General features: G+C 72.4%; 19 protein-coding genes. 10 read left to right on the top strand and 9 right to left on the bottom strand.

The annotated features are described in order from the left end of the window. Nucleotides 1-92: 92 nt before the first annotated feature. Nucleotides 93-1,421: a nicotinate phosphoribosyltransferase gene (locus tag N5875_RS24320; protein WP_318210028.1), complete on the top strand. Its 1,329-nt coding sequence runs from the start codon at nucleotides 93-95 to the stop codon at nucleotides 1,419-1,421. Between the two features lie 138 nt (nucleotides 1,422-1,559). Beyond that, the gene (locus tag N5875_RS24315) at nucleotides 1,560-2,159 is read left to right on the top strand and encodes a nicotinamidase (RefSeq protein WP_338495947.1); all 600 of its coding nucleotides are present in this window, start codon (nucleotides 1,560-1,562) and stop codon (nucleotides 2,157-2,159) included. Nucleotides 2,160-2,182: 23 nt separating this feature from the next. Here N5875_RS24315 and N5875_RS24310 read toward each other — a convergent pair whose 3' ends face one another. Together N5875_RS24310 and N5875_RS24305 are read right to left on the bottom strand one after the other, a co-directional pair. Next, complete coding sequence (locus N5875_RS24310; RefSeq protein ID WP_209495058.1) at nucleotides 2,183-2,494, bottom strand: hypothetical protein; 312 nt, start codon at nucleotides 2,492-2,494, stop codon at nucleotides 2,183-2,185. A gap of 133 nt (nucleotides 2,495-2,627) precedes the next feature. Further along, a complete protein-coding gene (locus N5875_RS24305; RefSeq protein ID WP_318210030.1) occupies nucleotides 2,628-5,090 on the bottom strand; it encodes an immune inhibitor A domain-containing protein in 2,463 nt (820 codons plus the stop codon). A gap of 333 nt (nucleotides 5,091-5,423) precedes the next feature. Here N5875_RS24305 and N5875_RS24300 point away from each other — a divergent pair, with 333 nt between their 5' ends. Then, entirely contained in the window at nucleotides 5,424-5,702 is a 279-nt protein-coding gene (locus tag N5875_RS24300; protein ID WP_318210031.1) for a hypothetical protein, read from the top strand. 60 nt (nucleotides 5,703-5,762) lie between these two features. Here N5875_RS24300 and N5875_RS24295 read toward each other — a convergent pair whose 3' ends face one another. Both N5875_RS24295 and N5875_RS24290 read right to left on the bottom strand, forming a co-directional pair. Further along, nucleotides 5,763-6,560 carry an RDD family protein gene (locus N5875_RS24295; protein ID WP_318210032.1) on the bottom strand — a complete coding sequence of 266 codons (798 nt, stop codon included), beginning with the start codon at nucleotides 6,558-6,560 and terminating at the stop codon, nucleotides 5,763-5,765. A gap of 79 nt (nucleotides 6,561-6,639) precedes the next feature. Next, entirely contained in the window at nucleotides 6,640-8,298 is a 1,659-nt protein-coding gene (locus tag N5875_RS24290) for an RDD family protein (protein ID WP_338495941.1), read from the bottom strand. Between the two features lie 310 nt (nucleotides 8,299-8,608). Here N5875_RS24290 and N5875_RS24285 point away from each other — a divergent pair, with 310 nt between their 5' ends. Then, the gene (locus N5875_RS24285) at nucleotides 8,609-9,100 is read left to right on the top strand and encodes an SsgA family sporulation/cell division regulator (protein WP_318210034.1); all 492 of its coding nucleotides are present in this window, start codon (nucleotides 8,609-8,611) and stop codon (nucleotides 9,098-9,100) included. A gap of 86 nt (nucleotides 9,101-9,186) precedes the next feature. Here N5875_RS24285 and N5875_RS24280 read toward each other — a convergent pair whose 3' ends face one another. Next, on the bottom strand, nucleotides 9,187-10,554 hold the full coding sequence (locus N5875_RS24280; RefSeq protein ID WP_338495938.1) for an FAD-linked oxidase C-terminal domain-containing protein: 1,368 nt from the start codon (nucleotides 10,552-10,554) through the stop codon (nucleotides 9,187-9,189). 98 nt (nucleotides 10,555-10,652) lie between these two features. Here N5875_RS24280 and N5875_RS24275 point away from each other — a divergent pair, with 98 nt between their 5' ends. Beyond that, nucleotides 10,653-12,098: a tetratricopeptide repeat protein gene (locus N5875_RS24275; protein WP_338495935.1), complete on the top strand. Its 1,446-nt coding sequence runs from the start codon at nucleotides 10,653-10,655 to the stop codon at nucleotides 12,096-12,098. A 226-nt stretch (nucleotides 12,099-12,324) separates the two neighbouring features. On the opposite strand, the gene hppD is transcribed toward N5875_RS24275, so the two are convergent. After that, entirely contained in the window at nucleotides 12,325-13,470 is a 1,146-nt protein-coding gene (hppD, locus tag N5875_RS24270; protein WP_338495934.1) for a 4-hydroxyphenylpyruvate dioxygenase, read from the bottom strand. A gap of 121 nt (nucleotides 13,471-13,591) precedes the next feature. Between hppD and N5875_RS24265 the strand changes: the two genes are divergently transcribed. The 4 genes from N5875_RS24265 to N5875_RS24250 all read left to right on the top strand — a co-directional run bounded on the left by N5875_RS24265 (nucleotide 13,592) and on the right by N5875_RS24250 (nucleotide 16,366). After that, entirely contained in the window at nucleotides 13,592-14,059 is a 468-nt protein-coding gene (locus N5875_RS24265) for an Lrp/AsnC family transcriptional regulator (RefSeq protein ID WP_338495931.1), read from the top strand. An 85-nt stretch (nucleotides 14,060-14,144) separates the two neighbouring features. Beyond that, nucleotides 14,145-14,726, top strand: coding sequence for a winged helix-turn-helix domain-containing protein (locus N5875_RS24260; protein WP_338495928.1), 582 nt, complete (start codon nucleotides 14,145-14,147; stop codon nucleotides 14,724-14,726). 19 nt (nucleotides 14,727-14,745) lie between these two features. Next, nucleotides 14,746-14,955 (top strand): hypothetical protein, encoded by a 210-nt coding sequence (locus N5875_RS24255; RefSeq protein ID WP_338495926.1) that lies wholly within the window; start codon nucleotides 14,746-14,748, stop codon nucleotides 14,953-14,955. Between the two features lie 25 nt (nucleotides 14,956-14,980). Beyond that, nucleotides 14,981-16,366: an MFS transporter gene (locus tag N5875_RS24250; protein ID WP_318210040.1), complete on the top strand. Its 1,386-nt coding sequence runs from the start codon at nucleotides 14,981-14,983 to the stop codon at nucleotides 16,364-16,366. On the opposite strand, the gene N5875_RS24245 is transcribed toward N5875_RS24250, so the two are convergent. Together N5875_RS24245 and N5875_RS24240 are read right to left on the bottom strand one after the other, a co-directional pair. After that, on the bottom strand, nucleotides 16,299-17,093 hold the full coding sequence (locus tag N5875_RS24245; RefSeq protein ID WP_318210041.1) for a S16 family serine protease: 795 nt from the start codon (nucleotides 17,091-17,093) through the stop codon (nucleotides 16,299-16,301). The two genes, N5875_RS24250 and N5875_RS24245, sit on opposite strands and share 68 nt — an antisense overlap. A 9-nt stretch (nucleotides 17,094-17,102) precedes the next feature. Further along, complete coding sequence (locus N5875_RS24240; RefSeq protein WP_318210042.1) at nucleotides 17,103-18,407, bottom strand: alpha/beta fold hydrolase; 1,305 nt, start codon at nucleotides 18,405-18,407, stop codon at nucleotides 17,103-17,105. A gap of 85 nt (nucleotides 18,408-18,492) precedes the next feature. Here N5875_RS24240 and N5875_RS24235 point away from each other — a divergent pair, with 85 nt between their 5' ends. Further along, a complete protein-coding gene (locus N5875_RS24235) occupies nucleotides 18,493-19,515 on the top strand; it encodes a winged helix-turn-helix domain-containing protein (RefSeq protein ID WP_318210043.1) in 1,023 nt (340 codons plus the stop codon). A 39-nt stretch (nucleotides 19,516-19,554) separates the two neighbouring features. Here the strand turns inward: N5875_RS24235 and N5875_RS24230 are convergent, their stop codons facing one another. Continuing rightward, nucleotides 19,555-20,196 carry a helix-turn-helix domain-containing protein gene (locus tag N5875_RS24230; protein ID WP_015033894.1) on the bottom strand — a complete coding sequence of 214 codons (642 nt, stop codon included), beginning with the start codon at nucleotides 20,194-20,196 and terminating at the stop codon, nucleotides 19,555-19,557. Between the last annotated feature and the right edge of the window lie 408 nt (nucleotides 20,197-20,604).

The raw sequence follows: 20,604 nt of genomic DNA, 5'->3' as shown, positions 1-20,604 counted from the left end.
CGGAGGGCCCGTCGCACAAACGGGTCACCCGCTCGTCACCCACTCGACCCACTATTCGTCACTCTGACGATTTCTGCGCTAGCATCGCTGACATGAACGCTGCGGACCTTGGGCTGCCGGTGGACGTGCCGTCGACCGCGCTCTTCACCGATCAGTACGAGCTGACCATGCTCCAGGCAGCCCTCCGGGGCGGCACCGCCGACCGACGCTCGGTCTTCGAGGTCTTCACCCGGCGACTGCCCGAGGGCCGGCGCTACGGCGTCCTCGCGGGCGTCGGCCGGGTCCTGGACGCCGTCGAGAACTTCCGTTTCGACCCCGCCGTCCTGGGCTTCCTGCGCGAGCAGGGCATCGTCGACGAGCCGACCCTGGAATGGCTCGCCCGCTACCGCTTCACCGGCGACATCTGGGGCTACCCCGAGGGCGAGGTGTACTTCCCCGGCTCGCCCGTCCTGCGCGTCGAGGGCTCCTTCGCCGAGTGCGTGCTCCTGGAGACGGTGATCCTCTCCATCCTCAACCACGATTCGGCCATCGCGGCCGCCGCCTCCCGCATGTCGGCCGCGGCCGGCGGACGCCGCCTCATCGAGATGGGTGCCCGGCGCACCCACGAGCTGGCGGCCGTCGCCGCCTCCCGCGCCGCGTACGTCGGCGGCTTCGAGGCCACCTCGGACCTCGCGGCCGGCTTCCGCTACGGCATCCCGACCGTCGGCACCTCCGCCCACGCCTTCACGCTCCTCCACGACAGCGAGCGGGACGCCTTCCAGGCGCAGGTCGAGACCCTCGGCCGCGGTACGACCCTGCTCGTCGACACCTACGACGTGACCGAGGCCGTCCGTACCGCCGTCGAGGTGGCGGGCCCCGAGCTCGGGGCCGTCCGGATCGACTCCGGCGACCTGCTGCTCGTCGCCCACCGGGTCCGGCAGCAGCTCGACGAGCTGGGTGCGCGGGACACGAAGATCGTCGTCACCTCGGACCTCGACGAGTACGCCATCGCCTCCCTCGCGGCGGCGCCGGTCGACGCGTACGGGGTGGGCACCCAGCTGGTCACCGGCAGCGGCCACCCGACCTGCTCCATGGTCTACAAGCTGGTCGCCCGCGCCTCCTCGGCCGACCTCAAGGCGCCCCTCACCCCGGTCGCCAAGAAGTCCCTCGGCGGCAAGGCCTCGGTCGGCGGGCGCAAGTGGGCGGCGCGCCGGCCCGACGCGTACGGCGTAGCCGAGGCGGAGGTGGTGGGCACCGGCCCGGTCCCGCCGGAGCTCGCCGACCACCAGCTCCTGGTCGAGCTGGTCAAGGGCGGCGACGTGGTGGCCAGGGAGCCCCTGGAGGCCGCGCGGTCCCGGCACATCGCGGCCCGCGCCGGGCTGCCGATGTCGGCGATCCAGCTCTCCCGGGGCGAGCCGGTGCTGCCGACGGAGTACATGTAGGGGGTGTCGGTCGGGCCCGGCCCGACCGACAAGAGACCCCCTGGAGCCCTACGGAGACCGGACCCGCCCCCTCCCGGTGGGCGGGCCGAGTCTCTAGGCTCGGTCCCACCCCTCCCCGACGCGCTAAGGACACCCGCCATGCACCGCGCATTGATCGTTGTGGACGTTCAGAACGACTTCTGCGAGGGCGGCAGCCTCGCGGTGACCGGCGGCGCGGACGTCGCCGCCGCCATCACCGACCTGGTCGGCCAGACGGCGGGCACCTCCTACCGGCATGTGGTCGCCACCCGCGACCACCATGTCGACCCGGGGGCGCACTTCGCGCAGGCCGGTGCGGAGCCGGACTACGTCACCTCCTGGCCGGTGCACTGCGTGGCCGGCACGGAGGGGGTCGGCTTCCACCCGAACTTCGCGCCGGCCGTCGCCAGCGGGGCGATCGACGCCGTCTTCGACAAGGGCGCGTACGACGCGGCCTACAGCGGCTTCGAGGGGCACGACGAGAACGGGCGGACGCTCGCGGAGTGGCTCCGCGAGCGGGAGGTCACCGAGGTCGACGTGGTGGGCATCGCCACCGACCACTGTGTGCGGGCTACGGCCCTGGACGCGGCCCGTGAGGGCTTCCGCACCCATGTGCTGCTCGACCTGACGGCCGGCGTCGCGAAGGAGACGACGGACCGGGCCCTGGAGGAGCTGCGGACGGCGGGCGTGGAGCTGACCGGCAAGCCGGTGGTCCCGTAGGACGCTCGCCGCGGCGCCGTTCGCTACGCCGCCGGTTCCCTGGGGAGGGACCGTACGGGGTGCCAGAGCTCCTGGGCGGCGCCGGGCGCGGATCTCCACAGCAGGCCGTCGGGGTGGTGGAGGACGGCCGTGATCTCGTCCGGCGTGGGCGGTTCGGTGTTGCCCCGGAGGTAGACCGCCCGCAGGCCGAGGTTCCGCAGCCGGGTGAGGGCGCGGGCGCGGTTCGCGGCATGCACCAGGAAGCGGACACTGGCGCCGTCGCGGGCCGGGCTGGGCAGCCCTATCGCGACGACCACACTGCCTCCCGGCAACTTGCAGAACCCTCCGTTGGGCATGCGGAACCACTCCCCCGTGGATCGACTGTCAATAAGAACATCGGTCTGAAGCGTCAGACGCACCTAAACACGATCGGCCGTCGCCCGCTAGAGGGGCGACGGCCGATCATGCTTTGACCTGCAGTTTTACCGATTACTTCGTGGACGGACCCACGCGAACCGTGATCGTGTCGCCGTTCTTCGGCTCCTTCACGACCTGGATCTTGGTGTTGGTGTCAGTTACCTGGACACCGGCGCGCTCCGTCTCCTTGAGCCAGTACGTGCCCTTGCGGTCGTCGAAGACCGGGTTGCCCGGCAGCGACGGGACGAACGCCGCGACGTCGGCCTTGTGGAGCAGCAGGCTGTCGGTCCGGTAGGTGCCGAAGGTGGAGTCGTAGGCCTGGACGCGGTTGCGCATCAGGCTGCCGTCCTTGAACTTCAGCGGGGTCGGGTGGGCGTCGACCGGAAGGATCAGACCCTGGCCCGGGTGGACCGCGGTGTTGTTGTCCTTCTGGGAGAGGTCCCACTTCCAGATGAGCAGACCGTTCTGGTACGGGTAGTGCTCGACCCAGCTCGCCTTGTCACCGGTGAACCCGAAGTTGTACGGGCCGACCTTGAGGGTGGCGTCGTACGAGACGTACTGGCGGTTCTCCGCGATGTAGTACTGCTCGTACTCCTTCGTGAAGCCCTTGCCGACCCGCGAGAAGCCCTTGGCCGCCCAGCCGTTGTCACCGTTCTCGGCGCCGTCCGCGAAGACGGTGGCACCGTCGGCGGTCAGCGTGATGGCGTCGGCCGTGAAGCCCTTGCCGCCGGCGCCGCCGTCCGTCTGGTAGCGGAAGCGGAGGTCGAACTTCTTGCCCGCGTAGGCGTCGAGGCCGTAGACGAGCTCCTTGTGCGTGCCCGAGACGTCGGTCAGCGCCGGGGCGCCGCTGGCGTCGCGCGGGAGCGGCTTGCCGTCGGCGGTGCCGTCCAGGGCCGTCCAGTTGGCGCCGCCGTCGGTCGACACCTCGGTGTAGAGGTAGTCGTAGTCGAGCTCGATGTCGTACCAGCCCTTGAGCTTCAGGGAGGCGGACGTCTTGCCCGTCAGGTCGACGGAGCGGGTCAGGGTGTTCTTGAGGTCGTCACCCATGTTGCTCCACCACTGCGTGCCACCCTCGGCGGGCGCGACGACATCGGTGGTGACGGCCTTCTTCGGCAGCTCGACGACGAGCGCCTGGGGGTTCTCGGTGTTGTACGCGGCCACGCCCAGCTTGTGGGTGGAGTTCCACTTGCGGGCCTCGTCGGCGACCTTGGTGTAGTTCAGCCAGCCGAGCTGCAGCTTGTCCCAGGCGTTCATGTCGCCGGGCAGGTCGCCGATGGCGTCCTTGCCGCGGCCGAGCCAGGAGCCGGAGGACATGAGCGACCAGAAGCCGGTCGAGTTCTCGGCACCCCGGGCGCCGGAGGTGTCGTACAGGTCCGGCAGACCGAGGTCGTGACCGTACTCGTGCGCGAAGACGCCGAGGCCGCCGTTCTCCGGCTGCATCGTGTAGTCGCCGACCCAGATGCCGGAGTCGCCGATCTGCGTGCCGCCGGCCTTGTTGTTCGCCGGGCCGGTCTTGCCCGCGTTGGTGCCGTACGCGTACCAGCGGTGGGCCCACAGGGCGTCGCCGGCCTGGGCGCCGCCGCCCGCGGACTCGTCCTCGCCCGCGTGGACGATCTGGAAGTGGTCGATGTACCCGTCGGACTCGTTGAAGTTGCCGTCGCCGTCGAAGTCGTACCGGTCCCAGAGGTCGTACTGGGCCATGTCGGCCTTGATCTGGGCGTCGGTGCGGCCCTTGGCCTTCTGGTCGGCCACGAAGGCGGTGACGCCGTCGCGGACCGCGTCCCAGACGTTGGAGCAGTTGCTGTTGCCGCAGTAGTTCGAGCCGTAGCGGGCCTCGTTGTACTCGACCTTGACCCAGTCGGAGACGCCGCCGTCGACCGAGTAACGGCCGGACGAGGTCTTCTCGTAGTAGGTCTTCAGCGACTGCTTGGGCTGCCCCGCGGCGTCCTTGCCGGTGCCGAAGTACAGGTCCTGGAAGTGCTTCTGGTTGTAATCCGCCTGCCACGCCGTGGAGTTGTCGTGCTCACGGTCCGGCTCGGCTATCTGGTTGTGCAGCGGACCGGGCGTGCCGCCGAACTTCGGCTTCAGCTCGGTCGTCTCGTCGTCCGCGCGGTCGACGAGGGTGGTGTTGTCCACCTTGTCGCCGAACTCGACGAGGATCGTGAAGATCTTGTCGGTCTTCTCACGGCCGAGCTCGACGTACTTCTTGTCGTCGAGCTTGACGACCTGGGAGCCGTTTCGGCGCTCCACCTTCGACTCGCCGCTCAGCACCTGCTCCAGGGCAGCCTTGCGCTGCTGCTCCTGCTGCTCGCTGAAGGGGCCGTCGAGGTCGTGGTCGACCGCCGTCTTGTCGACCCCGTGGCCGTGTCCGTGTCCGTCGCCGGCGCCGGGCGCCGGGTCGTGACGGACGTCGGCCGGGTTCACGCTGCCGTGATTGTCGGCCCATGCGGTGGTGAAGGTCGAGGCGGTAGCGGCGGTGGCCGCGAGCGCCACAACAACTGCGGACGTTCTGATCGCCCGTCGTCTGTTGGTCACTTGGTATGTCCTCCCCGGCGCCCGCGCTTCGGACCGAAGGTGGGGTGTCCGTCCGGCGGGTCGCGCGTCACAAGTGACGACATTCGACCGGAGGGAGACAAGAAAAGACAGATCTTGACTTGGACATACCAACTGCACTATGTGGGAGGTGAATTCCGATTATCGGACGATCAACGGGCACCTTACGGGGAAAAATCACACGACCCACGGCTCCGTGCGCCCCCCGTGCACCCCGTGCCCCCGCATCGTGGGTGAGGTCACGCTTACTTCGCTTCCTCCCGGGCATCCACGGTCTTAGAGTCGAACCGTTGTCCTGAGAGGGCGGTACGTGTCATGCAGCGTCCGAACGCCGCGCAACTCACCTACGGTTCGGCCACCGTCGTCCTCGCGACCGTCGCCCTGCTGCTGCTCTCCGGTACGACGAGCACGCTCGGGATCACGGTGATCAGCCTCGCCGGCCTGCTGCTCGGACTGCTCGTGGCGGTGACGATGCCGCTGCGGACGGCGGGCGTCAAGACCACCGCACCGACTCCGGCACCCGTCGCACACGAAGAAGTCCGGGTACCGACCGCGCGTGTGGGCGCGGGAGTCGATACCCGGACCGGTTCGTGACACTTCCTGCTTCGGCCACTTCGGCCACTTCGGCTACTGCGGCTACTTCGGCTACTTCGGCTACTGCGGGACGGAGACCACCACCGTCTTCGCCGCCTTGTCGTGCAGACCCTGCTTGTAGGGCTTGTCGACCAGGATCAGGATCAGCAGGAGCAGCGGCCACAGGCAGGCGCAGCAGATCAGGGCGGGCAGCCACAGGACGATCGCGCGCAGCAGCGACTGGCTCATCGGGGGCGTCGAACCGTCGTTGAGCATCGCGACCCGCAGCTTCATCCACTTCTTGCCGAGGGTCTGGCCGTTCTTGGCCACCATCACCGTGTCGTACGCGACGTACGCGACGATCGTGATCAGCTGGAAGACCAGCTGGCTACCGCCGTTGAGGCTGTTGACCGTGTCGCCGAAGTCGTTGCCGTCCTCGCTCGCCCGCGAGTAGATCTTGAACGGGATGCCGATGACCGCCAGGGGGATCGCGATGATCAGCCAGTCGATGATCCGGGCGATGATGCGCTTGCCGGACTCGGCGAGCGGCGGCATCCCGGAGAGCGGATCGGTCCCTCCGTACCCGGCGCCGTAGCCGCCGTACGGGGGCGGAGGCGGCGCGTTGTCGTACGGGGAGCCGCCCGGGGGACCGTACGGCGAACCGCCCGTGGGTCCGTACGGACTCCCGGGCGGCGGGCCTCCGGGCGGCGGGCCCCCGGGCGGCGGGCCCCCCGGCGGAGGCCCTTCCGGGGGCGGTCCGGAGGGCGGCGGTCCGGACGGGGGCGGCTGGCCCGCGGAGGGCGGCGGAGGCTCCTGCGGCCTCTTGAGGAACGGGTCCTCCTCGGGCGGCTGGCCGGGCGGCGGCTGGTCGGTGCTCATGGGGGCAGTGCATCCCGGGCCGGGCGGCCCCGCAAGGAATCACCGCCCGTTCGGGGGACCCCCGGCCGCGGCCCGCGGATCAGCGCGCCACGAAGGTCCGGGCGGCCTTGTCGTGCCAGCACTGCCGCCAGGGACGGTCGAAGAGGCACCACAGGACGTTGAGGACGCCGATGGCCAGGAGTCCCAGGACGCTGTAGACGAGCCAGCGGCGCAGGGCCGCCCCGAACCGCGGCGGCTGGTGCGCCTCGATGTCCCGCACCTCGATCCCGCACAGCTTCTTGCCGAGCGTGCGGCCCCACTTGGCGGTGGGCAGCGCCTCGTACAGGACGCCGATGACGAAGAACGCCGCCAGCGCGATGCCGAACTGCACGGAGGTCGTGCCGTCGACCAGCCACACCTGGACGGTGACGCCGGACTGCTTGGCCGCCTCGATCTTGCCGTTGATGTGGTCGAGGGCCGCGGTCACGAACGGGAAGGCGGCGACACCGACGAGCGCGCCCAGGACGAGGGAGTCGATCAGCCGGGCGATCAGCCTCCGGCCGAGCCCGGCGGGGCGCGCCGAGGCCTGCGCGCGGGCCGCCTGGACGAACAGGTCGTCGACGGGCGGCTTCCAGGGGACGACGGGCTGCTGCGGGTCCTGAGACTGGGGCTGCTGCGGCTGGGGGTGTTGTGCCTGGGGCTGCTGTCCTCGGGGCTGTTGTGCCTGGGGCTGTTGTGCCTGGGGTCGCGGCTGGGACTGGGCCTGCTGGGCCCAGGAGGGGGTCGCGGGCGCCTGGTGTACGGGAGCGGGGGCGGGCGCGGGGGCCGGGGCGGCCGTCGCCGCGGGCTCGGGGGCCGGCTGGGGAGCCGGCTGGGGCCTGGGTGCCCGCGGAGTCGGCTGGGGCTTCTGAGGGGCCGCGGCGGGCGCGGGGGCGGGAGCGGGGGTGGGGATCGGCGTGACCGGCATCCCGCCGAGGCGCGCGGCTCCCCCGGTGGCCCGGGGGTCCGTCGCCGGGGCCACGGAGCGCGCCTCGCTCTCGGGCTCGGGTTCACCCGCACCGGCGACGGGCCAGTCCGCCGGGGTGCGCGGGTCGGGGGTCCGGGGCGCGCCCCAGGAGACCTTCTGGTCGCGGTCGCCGCCGAAACCGGTCTGGCGGGAGGTGTCCGCCTGCCAGGCGGACGCGGGTTCCGCGGGGGCCGGCTCCTCGTCGAAGAAGACGGGCCCGGTCTCCTCCACGGTGGGTACGGGGGCGAGGGCGGGCGTCCGGTCCGGCGCGGGGAGCGCTGCGGGCGTCCGGTCCGGCGCGGGGAGCTGCGCGGGCGCCTGGGCCTGTGCCGGTACGGAGGCGGCGGGGCGCACGGGCTCGAGCCCGGGAACGGGCTGCGGCTGGTACGGCTGCCCGTGGAGCTGGTGCGGCTCGTGGGGGTGCTGCGGCTCGTGGGACTGCTGGAGCTGCTGCGGCTCGTGGGGCTGCTGCGGCTGGTGCCGCGCGGGCTGATGCGGCTGGACCGGTTCCGGTTCGGGCCGGGCCGGCTGCGCGGCGGCCGGTGCGGGTGCCGGTCCGGAGGCCAGGATCGGCCCGGCCGGGATCGCCGAGGCCGGCGGGCCCGGCGGAACCTCACCGTCCGCGGGCGCGGGCCTGCTCGTACCGGGCACCCAGGCGCCCCCGTTCCAGTACCGGATGTACCCGGGAATGGACGGGTCCGGGTAGTACCCCGCCTGCGGTACCTCTCCGCCGCCTCCAGGAGGAGTAGCCACTGCCCCGACTCCGTTCAGTCACAACGCCCTTGATCCGCGCGGCCGCGTGCCGGGCGTGCCGCGCCCAAGGAGGACAGTAACGAAGAACGCCCCCGAGGGAACAAAGAGCCTGGGAGAAAGCCCGCCTTCGGGGGGACACGTACCGGAATCGATCACTCCCGGTGATGTTCGGGCCGGTACATACGCCCTGCTCCGCGGCCCGGAAAAACTTCCCGAAAAAACTTCCCGAAGTCGCGTAATGAGCCGTGGGTACCCCGCTCTCTCCTGCTGAAGGCCCGACCGGGGCCGGTCCGCGAGAGGGAGTACGACCATGCAGAACACCGACAACACCACCGTCGAGCGCGAGCTGGAGCTGAAGCTGGTGCTCTCCCCCGAGCGCACCATCCCCGTCCCCGCCCGGCTCGCCTACCGCACCGACGACCCGTACGCCGTCCACATCACGTTCCACATCGGCACCGACCACCCGGTCAACTGGACGTTCGCGCGCGAACTCCTGGTCGAAGGCGTGTTCCGGGCCTGCGGTCACGGCGACGTGCGGATCTGGCCCACGAAGGTCGACGGCCGCAGCGTCGTCCTGATGGCGCTCTCCTCCCCCGACGGCGACGCCCTGCTCGAAGCCCCCTCGGCGCAGGTGTCCGCCTGGCTGGAGCGGACCCTGCGCGCGGTGCCGCCGGGCACCGAGTCCGACCGGCTCGGCATCGACGACGGCCTTGCCGAACTCCTGGCGACCACCGTGATCGCCGACGAGCTGTGGCTGCGCGACCCGTGGCCGTCGGACGAGTCGCAGGACGGCGAGCAGTGAGCCCCGTACCCGTGCGAATCCAGGGGTCCCAGGCGTCAGCCCAGGGGTCCCGGGCGTCCCAGGCGTCAGCCCAGGAGTCCCAGGCGTCAGAAGAGCTTTCCGGGGTTGAGCAGCCCCAGCGGGTCGAAGGTGGCCTTGATCCCGCGCTGGAGCTCCAGCCCTACCGGCCCCAACTCCCGTGCCAGCCACTCCTTCTTGAGGACGCCCACGCCGTGCTCGCCGGTGATCGTGCCGCCGAGCGCGAGCCCGAGCGCCATGATCTCGTCGAAGGACTCCCGCGCGCGCCGCGACTCGTCCTCGTCGGTGTGGTCGAAGCAGACGACGGGATGGGTGTTGCCGTCGCCGGCGTGCGCGCAGACGCCGATGGTGAGGTCGTACTTCTCCGCGACCGCCGCCGTGCCGGCGAGCATCTCGGCGAGCCGCGTCCGCGGCACGCACACGTCGTCGATCATCGTCGCCGACTTGATCGTCTCCAGGGCGGTGAGGGAGAGCCGGCGCGCCTGGAGGAGGAGTTCGGACTCGGCGGCGTCCGCGGCCGGGACGACCTCGGTGGCGCCCGCCGCCACGCACAGCTCCGCCACGGCGGCCAGATCGGCGGCCGGGTCGGGGGTGTCGAAGGCACACAGGAGCAGCGCCTCGGTGGTGTCGGGCAGCCCCATGCGCGCCATCTTGTTGACGGCCTGGACGGTGGTGCGGTCCATGAGTTCGAGCAGCGACGGAGTGTGGCCGCGCTCCATGATCGTGCAGACGGCCGCGCAGGCGGCGGCCGCGGAGGGGAACTCGGCGGCCAGCGCGAGCTGCGCCGGGGGCTGCGGCCGGAGCGAGAGCACGGCCCGGACGACGATGCCGAGACTGCCCTCCGAGCCGACGAAGAGCCTGGTCAGGTCATAGCCGGCGACGCCCTTGGCGGTGCGGCGGCCGGTGCTCAGGAGCCGGCCGTCGGCGAGGACGACGTCGAGGCCGAGGACGTACTCGGCCGTCACCCCGTACTTCACACAGCACAGACCGCCGGAGGCCGTACCGATGTTTCCGCCGATGGTGCACGTCTCCCAGCTGGACGGGTCCGGCGGGTAGTAGAGGCCGTGCTCGGCGACCGCCCGTGACAGCACCGCGTTGACGACACCCGGTTCGACGACGGCGATCCGGTCGACCGGGTTGATCTCCAGGATGCGGTCCATCTTGACCAGGGAGAGCACGATGCAGCCCTCGGAGGCGTTGGCGCCGCCGGAGAGGCCCGTGCGGGCTCCCTGGGGGACCACGGGAACGCGGAGTTCCGTCGCGGTGCGCATGACGTGCTGCACCTGCTCGACGGTGCGCGGGAGCACGACGACCGCGGGGGCACCGGCCTCGCAGAAGCTCGCCATGTCGTTCGCGTAGGAAGCGGTCACGTCCGGATCGGTGAGCAGCGCCTCGGCGGGGAGCCCGGCGCGCAGCCGCGTCAGAAGATCGTCCATGCCTCCAGCGTGGCACCCGGGGCCATCGGTGTGAACCTGCCGGGGCGAGCGCTTCGTGTGCTCTTCGTACAGGTGCGGGCGGGCGCACAGTGAGCGCCATGAAGACGCAGAACGTGTCGAGGACGGTCCTGGCGGCCGGGGTGGGCGCGGTGCTCGCGGCGACGGCACTTCTTTACGTCCCGGAGTTCCTCGACCAGGAGCCGCGGCGCCGCCCGCCGGGTCCTGCGGAGCGAGCGACGACCGCGGCCCACGCGGGCGCGCAGGCGGCGCTCCCGGACCTGGCCGCGCTGATCACCGACAGGGAGAAGTGGCTGCGCGCCCACCCGGACGACGACGGGTCCTGGGCGGAGCTCGGCGCGGCGTACACGGAGCGGGGCGTGCGCCTCGGAGACGTACGGGACTACCCGCGTGCCGAGAAGGCGCTGCGGCGCTCGCTCGCCGAACGGCCCGCCGCGCGCGGCAACACGGCCGCCCAGCTGGGTCTGGGGGCGCTCGCGGGGGCGCGCGGCGACTGGAAGTCGGCGAAGGAGTGGGGCGAGAAGGTCCGGAAGGCGGATCCGAAGCGCTGGCCCGCGTACCCGGTCCTGATGGACGCGTACAACGGTCTCGGGGACTACCAGGCGGCCCGGAAGGCGATGGAGGCCCTGGAGGGGCTCCACGCGGGCGCGGTGGTGCGGGCCAGGGCCTCGCAGACCTACCGCGACCGGGGCTGGCGCGAGGACGCGGACGCCGCGGCGCTCGACGCGGTGGCGCTGGCGGAGACGGCCCCGGACAAGGCGGCCGCGCTGGCGCGGCTCGGGGACCTGGCATGGGAGCGGGGCGAACCGGACGAGGCCCTCGCGCGGTTCGGGGCGGCGCTGACGCAGGTACGGGACCACGGACCCTCGCTCGCGGGCCGGGCGCGCGCCCTGACGGCGCTGGGCCGCACGGACGAGGCGCTGCGGGACTGGCGGGCGGCGCTGGCCCGGCTGCCGCTGCCCGAGTACGTCCTGGAGGCGGGCGAACTGTCCGGGTCGCTGGGCCTGGACGGGGACGCGCGGGCGCTGTACGAGCGGCTGCGGACGGGTACCTGGGCGGGCGGGGAGGTGGCCCTGGCACTGCTCGACGCGGACCACGGCGACCCGGCGGCGGCGGTCACCCGGATGCGGGCGGAGTGGGCGCGCGGCCACCGCTCGGTGCGGGTGGCGGACGCGCTGGGGTGGGCGCTGTACCGGTCGGGTGAGCCCAAGGAGGCCATGGAGTACGCGAAAAGGGCCACGGAGGAGGGGCTGCGGAGCGCCCTCTTCTCGTACCACCGGGGCGAGATCGAACGGGTCCTGGAGGAACACGGCCCGGCCCGCCGCCATCTGGCGGAGGCGCTGCGGATCAACCCGCACTTCTCGCCGCTGCTGGCGCCGAGGGCGGCGGAGTCGCTGGCGGCCCTGGGAGAGCCGTCGGCCGAACTCCCGAAGGAGCTCCGCACGGAGCCGGAGCGGGAACGGGAGCGGCGGGACGAACAGAACGCCCCGGCGAAGCCGACACCGTCGAAGTCGCCACGCGAATAACGCGCCGCCCGCCACGGGACGAGCCCCGGCCCACCCCCCGCGTGGGCCGGAACCCGCCGGAGGGTGGGACTCCTCCCCACCGCGCGGGCTCACCGCGCGGGACCGAGCACGGGGCCAGGAGCCCCGGACACGGGCCAGGCACCCCCGCCCACCCGCCGTGTGGGCAATCGTCCTTCCCCCAGACTTCGTCCGGGGGGGGGGAACGATTGCCCACAACGGGCGGCGGCTACAGGTTGCCGCGCTTCTCCTGCTCGCGCTCGATCGCCTCGAACAGCGCCTTGAAGTTGCCCTTGCCGAAGCCCATCGACCCGTGCCGCTCGATCATCTCGAAGAAGACCGTCGGCCGGTCCTGGACCGGCTTCGTGAAGATCTGCAGCAGGTAGCCGTCCTCGTCGCGGTCGACGAGGATCTTCAGCTCGCGCAGGGTCTCCACGGGCACACGCGTCTCGCCGGCCCACTCGCCGAGCGTGTCGTAGTACGAGTCGGGGGTGTCGAGGAAGGAGACACCGGCGGCCCGCATCGCGCGCACGGTCGCGACGATGTCGTTCGTGGCCAGCGCGATGTGCTGGACGCCCGCGCCGCCGTAGAACTCCAGGTACTCGTCGATCTGCGACTTCTTCTTCGCGATCGCCGGCTCGTTGATCGGGAACTTCACCTTCAGGCTGCCGTCCGCGACGACCTTCGACATCAGCGCCGAGTACTCGGTCGCGATGTCGTCGCCCACGAACTCCTTCATGTTCGTGAAGCCCATGACCTTGTTGTAGAAGCCGACCCAGTCGTTCATCTTGCCGAGCTCGACGTTGCCGACGCAGTGGTCGATGGCCTGGAAGGTGCGCTTGGCCGGCGGCTCGACGATCGGGTTGGCGGCGACGAAGCCCGGCAGGTAGGGGCCGTCGTAGCCGGAGCGCTCGACGAGGGTGTGGCGGGTCTTGCCGTACGTGGCGATGGCGGCGAGGACGACGGTGCCGTGCTCGTCCTTGAGCTCGTACGGCTCGGTGAGGCCGGTGGCGCCGTGCTCGACGGCGTAGGCGTACGCGGCGCGGGCGTCCGGCACCTCGATGGCCAGGTCGACGACGCCGTCGCCGTGCTCGGCGACGTGGTCGGCGAGGAAGCGGCCCCGGTCGGTGGCGACCTTGATGACGGAGGTGAACACGAACCGGGCGGCGCCGTTGGTGAGGACGTAGCTGGCGGTTTCGCGCGTGCCGTTCTCCGGCCCGGAGTAGGCGACGAGCTTCATGCCGAAGGCCGTGGAGTAGTAGTGCGCGGCCTGCTTGGCGTTGCCGACGGCGAAGACGACCGCGTCCATTCCCTTCACGGGGAAGGGATCGGCCTGCCGCGCGGTGGAGGGGGTGTGATCGATGGTCTCAGTCATGGCAGCAATGTCCCGCCGTTCTGCAAGGTGCGCAAGAGTTCGCTGATCTGCTGGTCATGTTGCACAGCGACCAGCGAGTATGGCCGTGCGACTTGTACATCCTGACCATGGGGAGACCACTGTGGCGATCGATCATTTGGACGGCCGGCTGATCACGCTTCTCGCGCGCGAGCCGCGCATCGGGGTCCTGGAGGCCTCGCGGCGGCTCGGGGTGGCGCGGGGCACGGTGCAGGCGCGGCTCGACCGGCTCCAGGCGAGCGGGGTGATCAGGGGCTTCGGACCGCAGGTGGACCCGGCGGCGCTGGGCTATCCGGTGACGGCGTTCGCGACGCTGGAGATCAAGCAGGGGCAGGGAGCGGACGTACGGGAGCACCTGGCGACGGTGCCGGAGGTCCTCGAACTGCACACGACGACGGGCCACGGCGACATGCTCTGCCGCCTCGTCGCCCGCTCCAACGCCGACCTCCAGCGGGTGATCGACAGGGTGGTGGCGTTCGAGGGGATCATGCGGGCGTCGACGGCGATCGTGATGGAGAACCCGGTGCCGCTGCGGATCATCCCGCTGGTGGAGCAGGCGGCACGCGAGTGACGGAGCCGACTGAAGGAGACAGTTGCAAAGGACTGGTTGCAAAAAGACTATTGCAACCAGTCCTTTGCAACTCTACGCTGTGAACATGTCCGAGCCAGAGGAACACCTGAGCCGCCAGCTGGACCCGCGCTCCCTGCGCGGACTCGCCCACCCCCTCCGCATCCGGCTGCTGCGCGCCCTGCGCCGGCACGGCCCCGCCACTGCCTCCCAACTGGCCGAGCAGCTGGGCGAGTCCAGCGGCGCGACCAGCTACCACCTGCGCCAGCTCGCGGCCCACGGCTTCGTCGAGGACGACCCGACACGGGGCAAAGGGCGCGAGCGGTGGTGGAAGGCCGGCCAGCAGGGCACGAGGGTCGACGCATCGCTCTACGAGAACCCGGACCCGGAGGTCCGCGGCGCCCTCGACGTCTACGTCCACGAGATCGCGACCATCCACACGCAGGAGCTGAGCACCTTCCTCGGCACCCGGCACGACTGGGACCAGACGTGGCTCGGCATCTCCGACATGAGCGACTTCACCCTGCGCCTGCCCCCCGAGAAGCTCCGCGAGCTCGACGAGAAGATGCACGCCCTCATCGAGTCGTACCGGGACATCGAGGAGGCCGACGCGCCGGACGCCGAGCGCGTACGGATCCATCTGCACGCTTTCCCGCAGCGCGAGAACTGACGGAAGGAACCACGGAGTCATGCACGCCGACATTCACCTCCGGATGCACGCGCTGACCGCCGCGGAGCTCCACCGCGAGGCCGCCGCCCGGCGCCGCCGCCCCGCGCGCGCCCCCGCCCCCGCCCCCGCATCCGCCCCCGCCCTTCGCGTCCGGCTCGGCTGGCGGCTCGTCGAGCTGGGTCTGCGCCTGGTCACACCGGACCGTCGCCCGGCCACCCTGACCGCATGACCACGCACGGGGGAGACGAGGCCGGATGACCACGCCGGGGGGAGACGAGGCGGGCACGACGAAGCGGGACCGGGTCCCCCTCGCGACCGTCCTCACCGCCAACGCCGTATCCATCACAGGGAATTCACTCACGCTCATCGGCGTCCCGTGGTTCGCCCTCGACACCACGGGAAGCCCCGGCAAGGCCGGCATCGTCGCCTTCTGCGCGGCCCTGCCCGTCCTCGTCTCCGCGATCGTCGGCGGCCCGGTCGTCGACCGGATCGGCCGCCGCCGGGTCAGCATCGCCTCCGACCTGGTCTGCGCGCTCGCGCTCACCGCGATCCCGCTGCTCAACAGCGCCGGACTCCTGCGGTTCTGGATGCTGTGCGCGCTGATGGCCGTCACCGGCCTCTTCCACGCGCCCGGGGAGATGGCCCGGCACGTCCTGGTCCCCGATCTCGCCCGGCGCGCCGGGACCCCACTCCCCCGGGCGGCCAGCCTGTACGACGCCGTGGCGCGCGGCGCCTGGATGACGGGCGCCGCGATCGCCGGACTCCTCGTGGCGTTCATGGGCGCCGACACGGTCCTGGTCCTCGACGCGGCGACCTTCGGCCTCTCCGCGCTGCTCGTCACCGCGGGCCTGCGCGGGGTGCCCTCGGCGGAGCCGGTGCGGGACGGCCCCCGGCTCTCCCCGGCCCGCTACCGGGCCGATCTGCGCGAGGGGTACGCCTTCCTGTTCCGCGCGCGGCTGCTGCTCGGCATCACGGTCATGGTGATGGTCACCAACGGCCTGAGCCAGAGCTGGAGTTCGGTGCTCCTTCCGGTCCACGCGCGCCAGGAGCTGGGCGGTCCGGCCACCCAGGGCCTGCTCGTGTCGGTCTTCGGCGGCTGCGCCCTGGCCGGCGCCCTGGTCTACGGGGCGGTCGGGCAGCGCTTCCCGCGCCGGGCCGTCTTCACGGCTGGCTTCCTGCTCGGCGGCGCCCCGCCGTACGTGGTGGCCGCGCTCACCGACACCACCGCGCCCCTGCTCGTGACGCTCGCGGCGGCCGGATTCGGCCTCGGCGTCGTCAACCCGATCCTGACCACGGTGATGTACGAGCAGGTCCCCGACGCCCTGCGCAGCCGGGTCATGGGCGCGAGCACCGCGGGGGTGCTGCTGACGACCCCGCTGGGCGGCCTGACGGCGGGCTTCCTCGTCGAGCGCGCCGGTCTGACGGCGACGCTGCTGGGAATCGGCGGGCTCTACCTTCTCGCCACGCTCTCGCCGCTGGTCTTCCCGGCCTGGCGGGCCATGGACTCCCCGCCGCCGGAGCGCCCGCCCGAGCGCCCGCCCGAGGACGGCACGTCTTCCGGTGGCAAACCGGTCAGCAGACCGGAACCTTCGACTCCTGCCCCTGCTCCAGGGCCTTCAGAGACGCCACCGCGTCGCTGAGCGCGGTGACGGGGACGAGCCGCAGCCCCTTCGGCAGCTCGGCCTCGGCGTCCGAGCACTCGGCCTTCGGCACGAGGAAGACGGTGGCCCCGTCACGCGCGGCGGCCTGGGTCTTCAGCGAGACCCCGCCGACGGCGCCGACCGAGCCGTCCGCGCCGATCGTCCCCGTACCGGCGATGATCCGGCCGCCGGTGAGGTCACCGCCGGCACCGTCGCCGTCGAGCTTCTCGACGATGCCGAGGGAGAAGAGCAGCCCGGCGCTGGGGCCGCCGATGTCGGCGAGGTGCAGGGTCACCTTCACCTTCTCGGGGTCCTTGTCGAGGTAGTCGAGGGCGGCGAGCGTGGCCGCGTCCTGCGACTGCTTCATCTGACCGAGGTTGTGCTTCTCGACCTCGGCGTCGGACTTCCCCGGGGGATAGACGGAGTCGCGCGGCAGGACGGCCCGGTCCGTACGGAACCAGGCGTCGGCCACGTCCCCGAGGTCCACGTCCGTGGACGGCCCGGTCGCGACGATCGTCGTCATCCGCAGCTGACCCTCGGAGGGCCGGACCGGGGCTCCGGTGATCGTGATGACCTCCTGCCCCTTGTCCTTGCCGAGCACGTCGGCGGTCGTACCGGGCTGCGCGATGGCATAGGGCAACGGCGCGAGCCCGACGACGGCGAAGAGCGCGACGAGGGGCAGCGCGCAGACCGCGAGCGCCTTGGGACGGGAGAGACTGGAGAGCACGCCCCCAATCTACTGGGACGACCACCCCCACCGGGCCGGGGGCGCGGACCTGCGCACGGCCCTGGGCACGGCTCCGGGCACGGCCCTGGGCACGGCTCCAGGCACGGCCCTGGGCGCGGCTCCAGGCACGGCTCTGGGCACGGCTCCGGGCACGGGCAGGTGGCGGGCCCCGGGCGCGGGCAGGTGGCGGGCGAAGAAGGACCGGACGAGCTTCCGGACGGCGGGCACCGATACCCGGGGGTCGACGGTGCCGACCATCTCGGCGCGCCCGGCGGCGGTCGTCAGACCGGCGGCCCGGAGCTGGGGCACCAGGGCCGCGTAGTCGGTGAAGACCCAGTGGCCGCTGTCGGCGAGCTGCCGGCGGGCGACGGGTCCGCCGTGGGAGAGCAGCGCCGACCAGGAGCGGTCGAGGCGCGCGTCGCGGAAGCCGTCGGTGCCGGCGAGGAGCAGCGGCCGGTCCGTCCCCTCCCGGGCGAGGGGGAGGAGTGCGCCGTCCATCCGGTCCAGGTACCCCTCCAGGTTCACGGCGGCGGCCACTCTCGGGTCCTCGTGGAGCGCCTGGGCGACGGCGGTGCCGCCGGCGGAGTGCCCGTAGAGCCCGACCCGGTCGAGGCCGAGCGCGTCGAGGACGAAGCGGAGGTCGGCGACCCGGGTGTCGATCATGGTGCGGAAGGTCACGGCGTCGAGGTCGGGGCGGAGGACGGTGGTCCGGATCCGGTCGCGTTCCGGCCGTTCGTCGGGGAACTCCACCTCGGACGCGTCGCCGGGGTGGTCGACGGTGACGACGGTCCAGCCGTACGAGGCGAGATCGATCGCGAGGGAGCTGCCCAGGGCGCGGGAGTCCCCGCCGCCGGGGCTGTACAGCAACACCGGACGCCGGCCGGGCAGCGGCGGGGCGCCGCCGGTCCGGGCGTGGGTGAGGGTGGCCGCCCAGTCGACCCCGGTGGCCGGCAGGTGCGGGCGGACCAGCGGGGCGAGGACGGTGAACACCTCGGCGGCATCGCGGGTGAGCTGTGGGAGACGCGGAAGACCCCGGCCGGAGGCGATCGGCCGGAACACGGTGACCATCAGCTCCCGTACACCGATGGCGGGCACCCACGGGTCGTTGCGGGTGGGGTCGACGAGATGCCGGACGGTGGCGCCGACGGCGTGGGGGCCGGTGGGCGCGGGCAGCCGGAGGACGAGGCTCCCCGGGGTGGCGGCGGAGGCGGCCGCGGGAGGGCCGAGCAGCAGGGCGGCGGCCGCGGCGAGGGCCCCCTTGGCGACGGTACGGCGGGCGGGAGAGTGGTCGACGAGCAGGTGATCAGGTGTCATGGGCGTCATCCTGGGAGTGGTGGGGACGCCGGCGCGAAGGTTGAGGCCCTGCCCGAAAGGCTGGCGGCGAACGGGGGTCGGTGCGGTGCTCCACATCCATTTCACGGCGGACGACACGACCCGGGTACGGTTCGCGCCCCGCCCCTCCCCCGTGCCCGAACTGCACGCGGCCCTGCTGATGCTGGGCGCCCCGCACGAGGGGCTGCTCTTCGGCCGCTGGCGGGGCAGGCTGCTGCGGGCCCTGCCGGGCGCGGCCGAACCGCTCGCGGAGCTGGTGCCGGGCGGGGCGGCCCCGCGCTTCCTCGACGTCCTCGGCGGGACGCGGGAGGAGGGCTTCGCGCTGATCCGTTCGGCGCGGCCGGAGTTCGTACGGTCCGAGCTGGCACGGGTGTACGCGGGACAGGGCCGCGTCCCGACCTGGATCCGGGCCCTGCACGACGGGGACGCCGAGTCCTGGGGCATGCTCGACCGGGCCCAGCGGGCGGCGTACGAGACGGTCCTCGCGCCGGTGTGGCCGCTGGTCCAGGACCTGCACCGGGCGGAGTTCACCCGCTATGCGCTGACGGTGGCCGAGCAGGGCCTGGCCGCCGCCCTGGCGGCGGTCGCCCCGGGCTCACGGCTACGGGACGGCGTCTGGGCGTGGCCGACGGCCCCTGAGATCGGTGAGGCCCGTGAGGCCCATGAGGTCCGCCTCGACGGCCGGGGCCTGGTCCTGCTGCCGACCTTCCACTGGAGGGGCGGCCCGCTGATCCAGGACCTGCCGGACCGCCCGGTGGTCCTCACGTACCCGGCGGGCGGAGGCCTTCCGCCCGCCCCGGACACCCGGGACGGGGACCTGGCGGCGGCCCTGGGCCGCACGAGGACCGAAGTCCTCCGGGCCATGACGGAACCCCGCACGACCACGGAGCTGGCCCGCCGCACGGGCGTCAGCAACGCGACGGCCTCGGCCCATGCGACGGCCCTGCGGGCGGCGGGCCTGATCACGACGACCCGCACGGGCCGCTCGGTCCACCACGAACAGACCCCTCTGGGCGCCCTGGTCGTGGGCGTACGCACACCCCACGACAGCGCCGCACCTCCGGCGCACCGTCCGGGCACCGAGGCCTAGGCCCGGGACGGCAGAGCCCCACCCCGGTCGCCGCGCGCTCTAGCGCAACGCGTCGGCGACCTCGCGTGCCGCGTCCACCACTCTCGGCCCGACCCGCTCCGGCACCGCGTCCGCGAGCATCACGACTCCGACGCTGCCCTCCACGCCCGTCACGCCGACGAGCGGCGCGGCCGCACCGCTCGCGCCCGCCTCCAGCTCGCCGTGGGTGAGTGTGAAGCCCGGTTCGATCAGGCCGCCCTGGCGGGCGGCGAGGATGGCGCGGCCGGCCGCGCCCCGGTCGAGCGGGTGACGGAAGCCGGCCCGGTAGGCGACGTGGTAGTCGGTCCAGGTCGGTTCGACGACCGCGACCGCGAGTGCCTCCGCGCCGTCGACCAGCGTCAGATGGGCCGTCGCCCCGATGTCCTCGGCGAGCGAGCGCAGCGCGGGCAGCGCGGCCTCCCGCACGAGGGGGTGGACCTGGCGGCCGAGCCGGAGCACGCCGAGGCCGACGCGGGCGCGCCCGCCGAGGTCACGGCGGACGAGGGCGTGCTGCTCGAGGGTGGCGAGCAGACGGTAGACGACGGTCCGGTTGACACCGAGTTTGTTGGACAACTCGGTGACGGTCAGGCCGTGGTCGGTGTCGGCGAGCAGTTTGAGGACTCTGAGTCCCCGGTCGAGCGTCTGGGAGGTCTCCGCGGTCACGACGCCCTCTCCTTCGGAGTGAGTGGCGGCGGGCTCTCACGGGGTTGCGTCACCGGTCCCGTCGGCGACGCACGTCAGAGGCCGCCGGCAGGAAGGGGTACACCGGCTGCGCTCCGCGGCGGCGCTGCCACGGGGCGATTGCTTTTGAGCCGGGACAGTAGCGACCCGCTCCGCTCAGCGGAAGACCTCGTCCAGAATCCGGGCGTCGACGAGCGAATAGAGACGGTTCGGGACCTTCGTCGGTCGTACGCGGGACTTTGGCGGACAAGATCGGCTTTGTCGTGCACGTAGCGTGGAAGGGCCCGGAGGCCGACCGTGGGGGCCGGTCTCCGGCGCCGGTCCCGACGCGGTTCCTTCACCGGTTCCGCCGCCGCGGGACGAGTGAGGCCCGTACGAACGCCGTCGTAC

It is taken from the genome of Streptomyces sp. SJL17-4 (assembly GCF_036826855.1).
Classification (GTDB): Bacteria; Actinomycetota; Actinomycetes; order Streptomycetales; family Streptomycetaceae; genus Streptomyces.
Note: the sequence above shows the minus strand (reverse complement) of the source record. Positions and strands in the feature narration are given on the sequence as shown.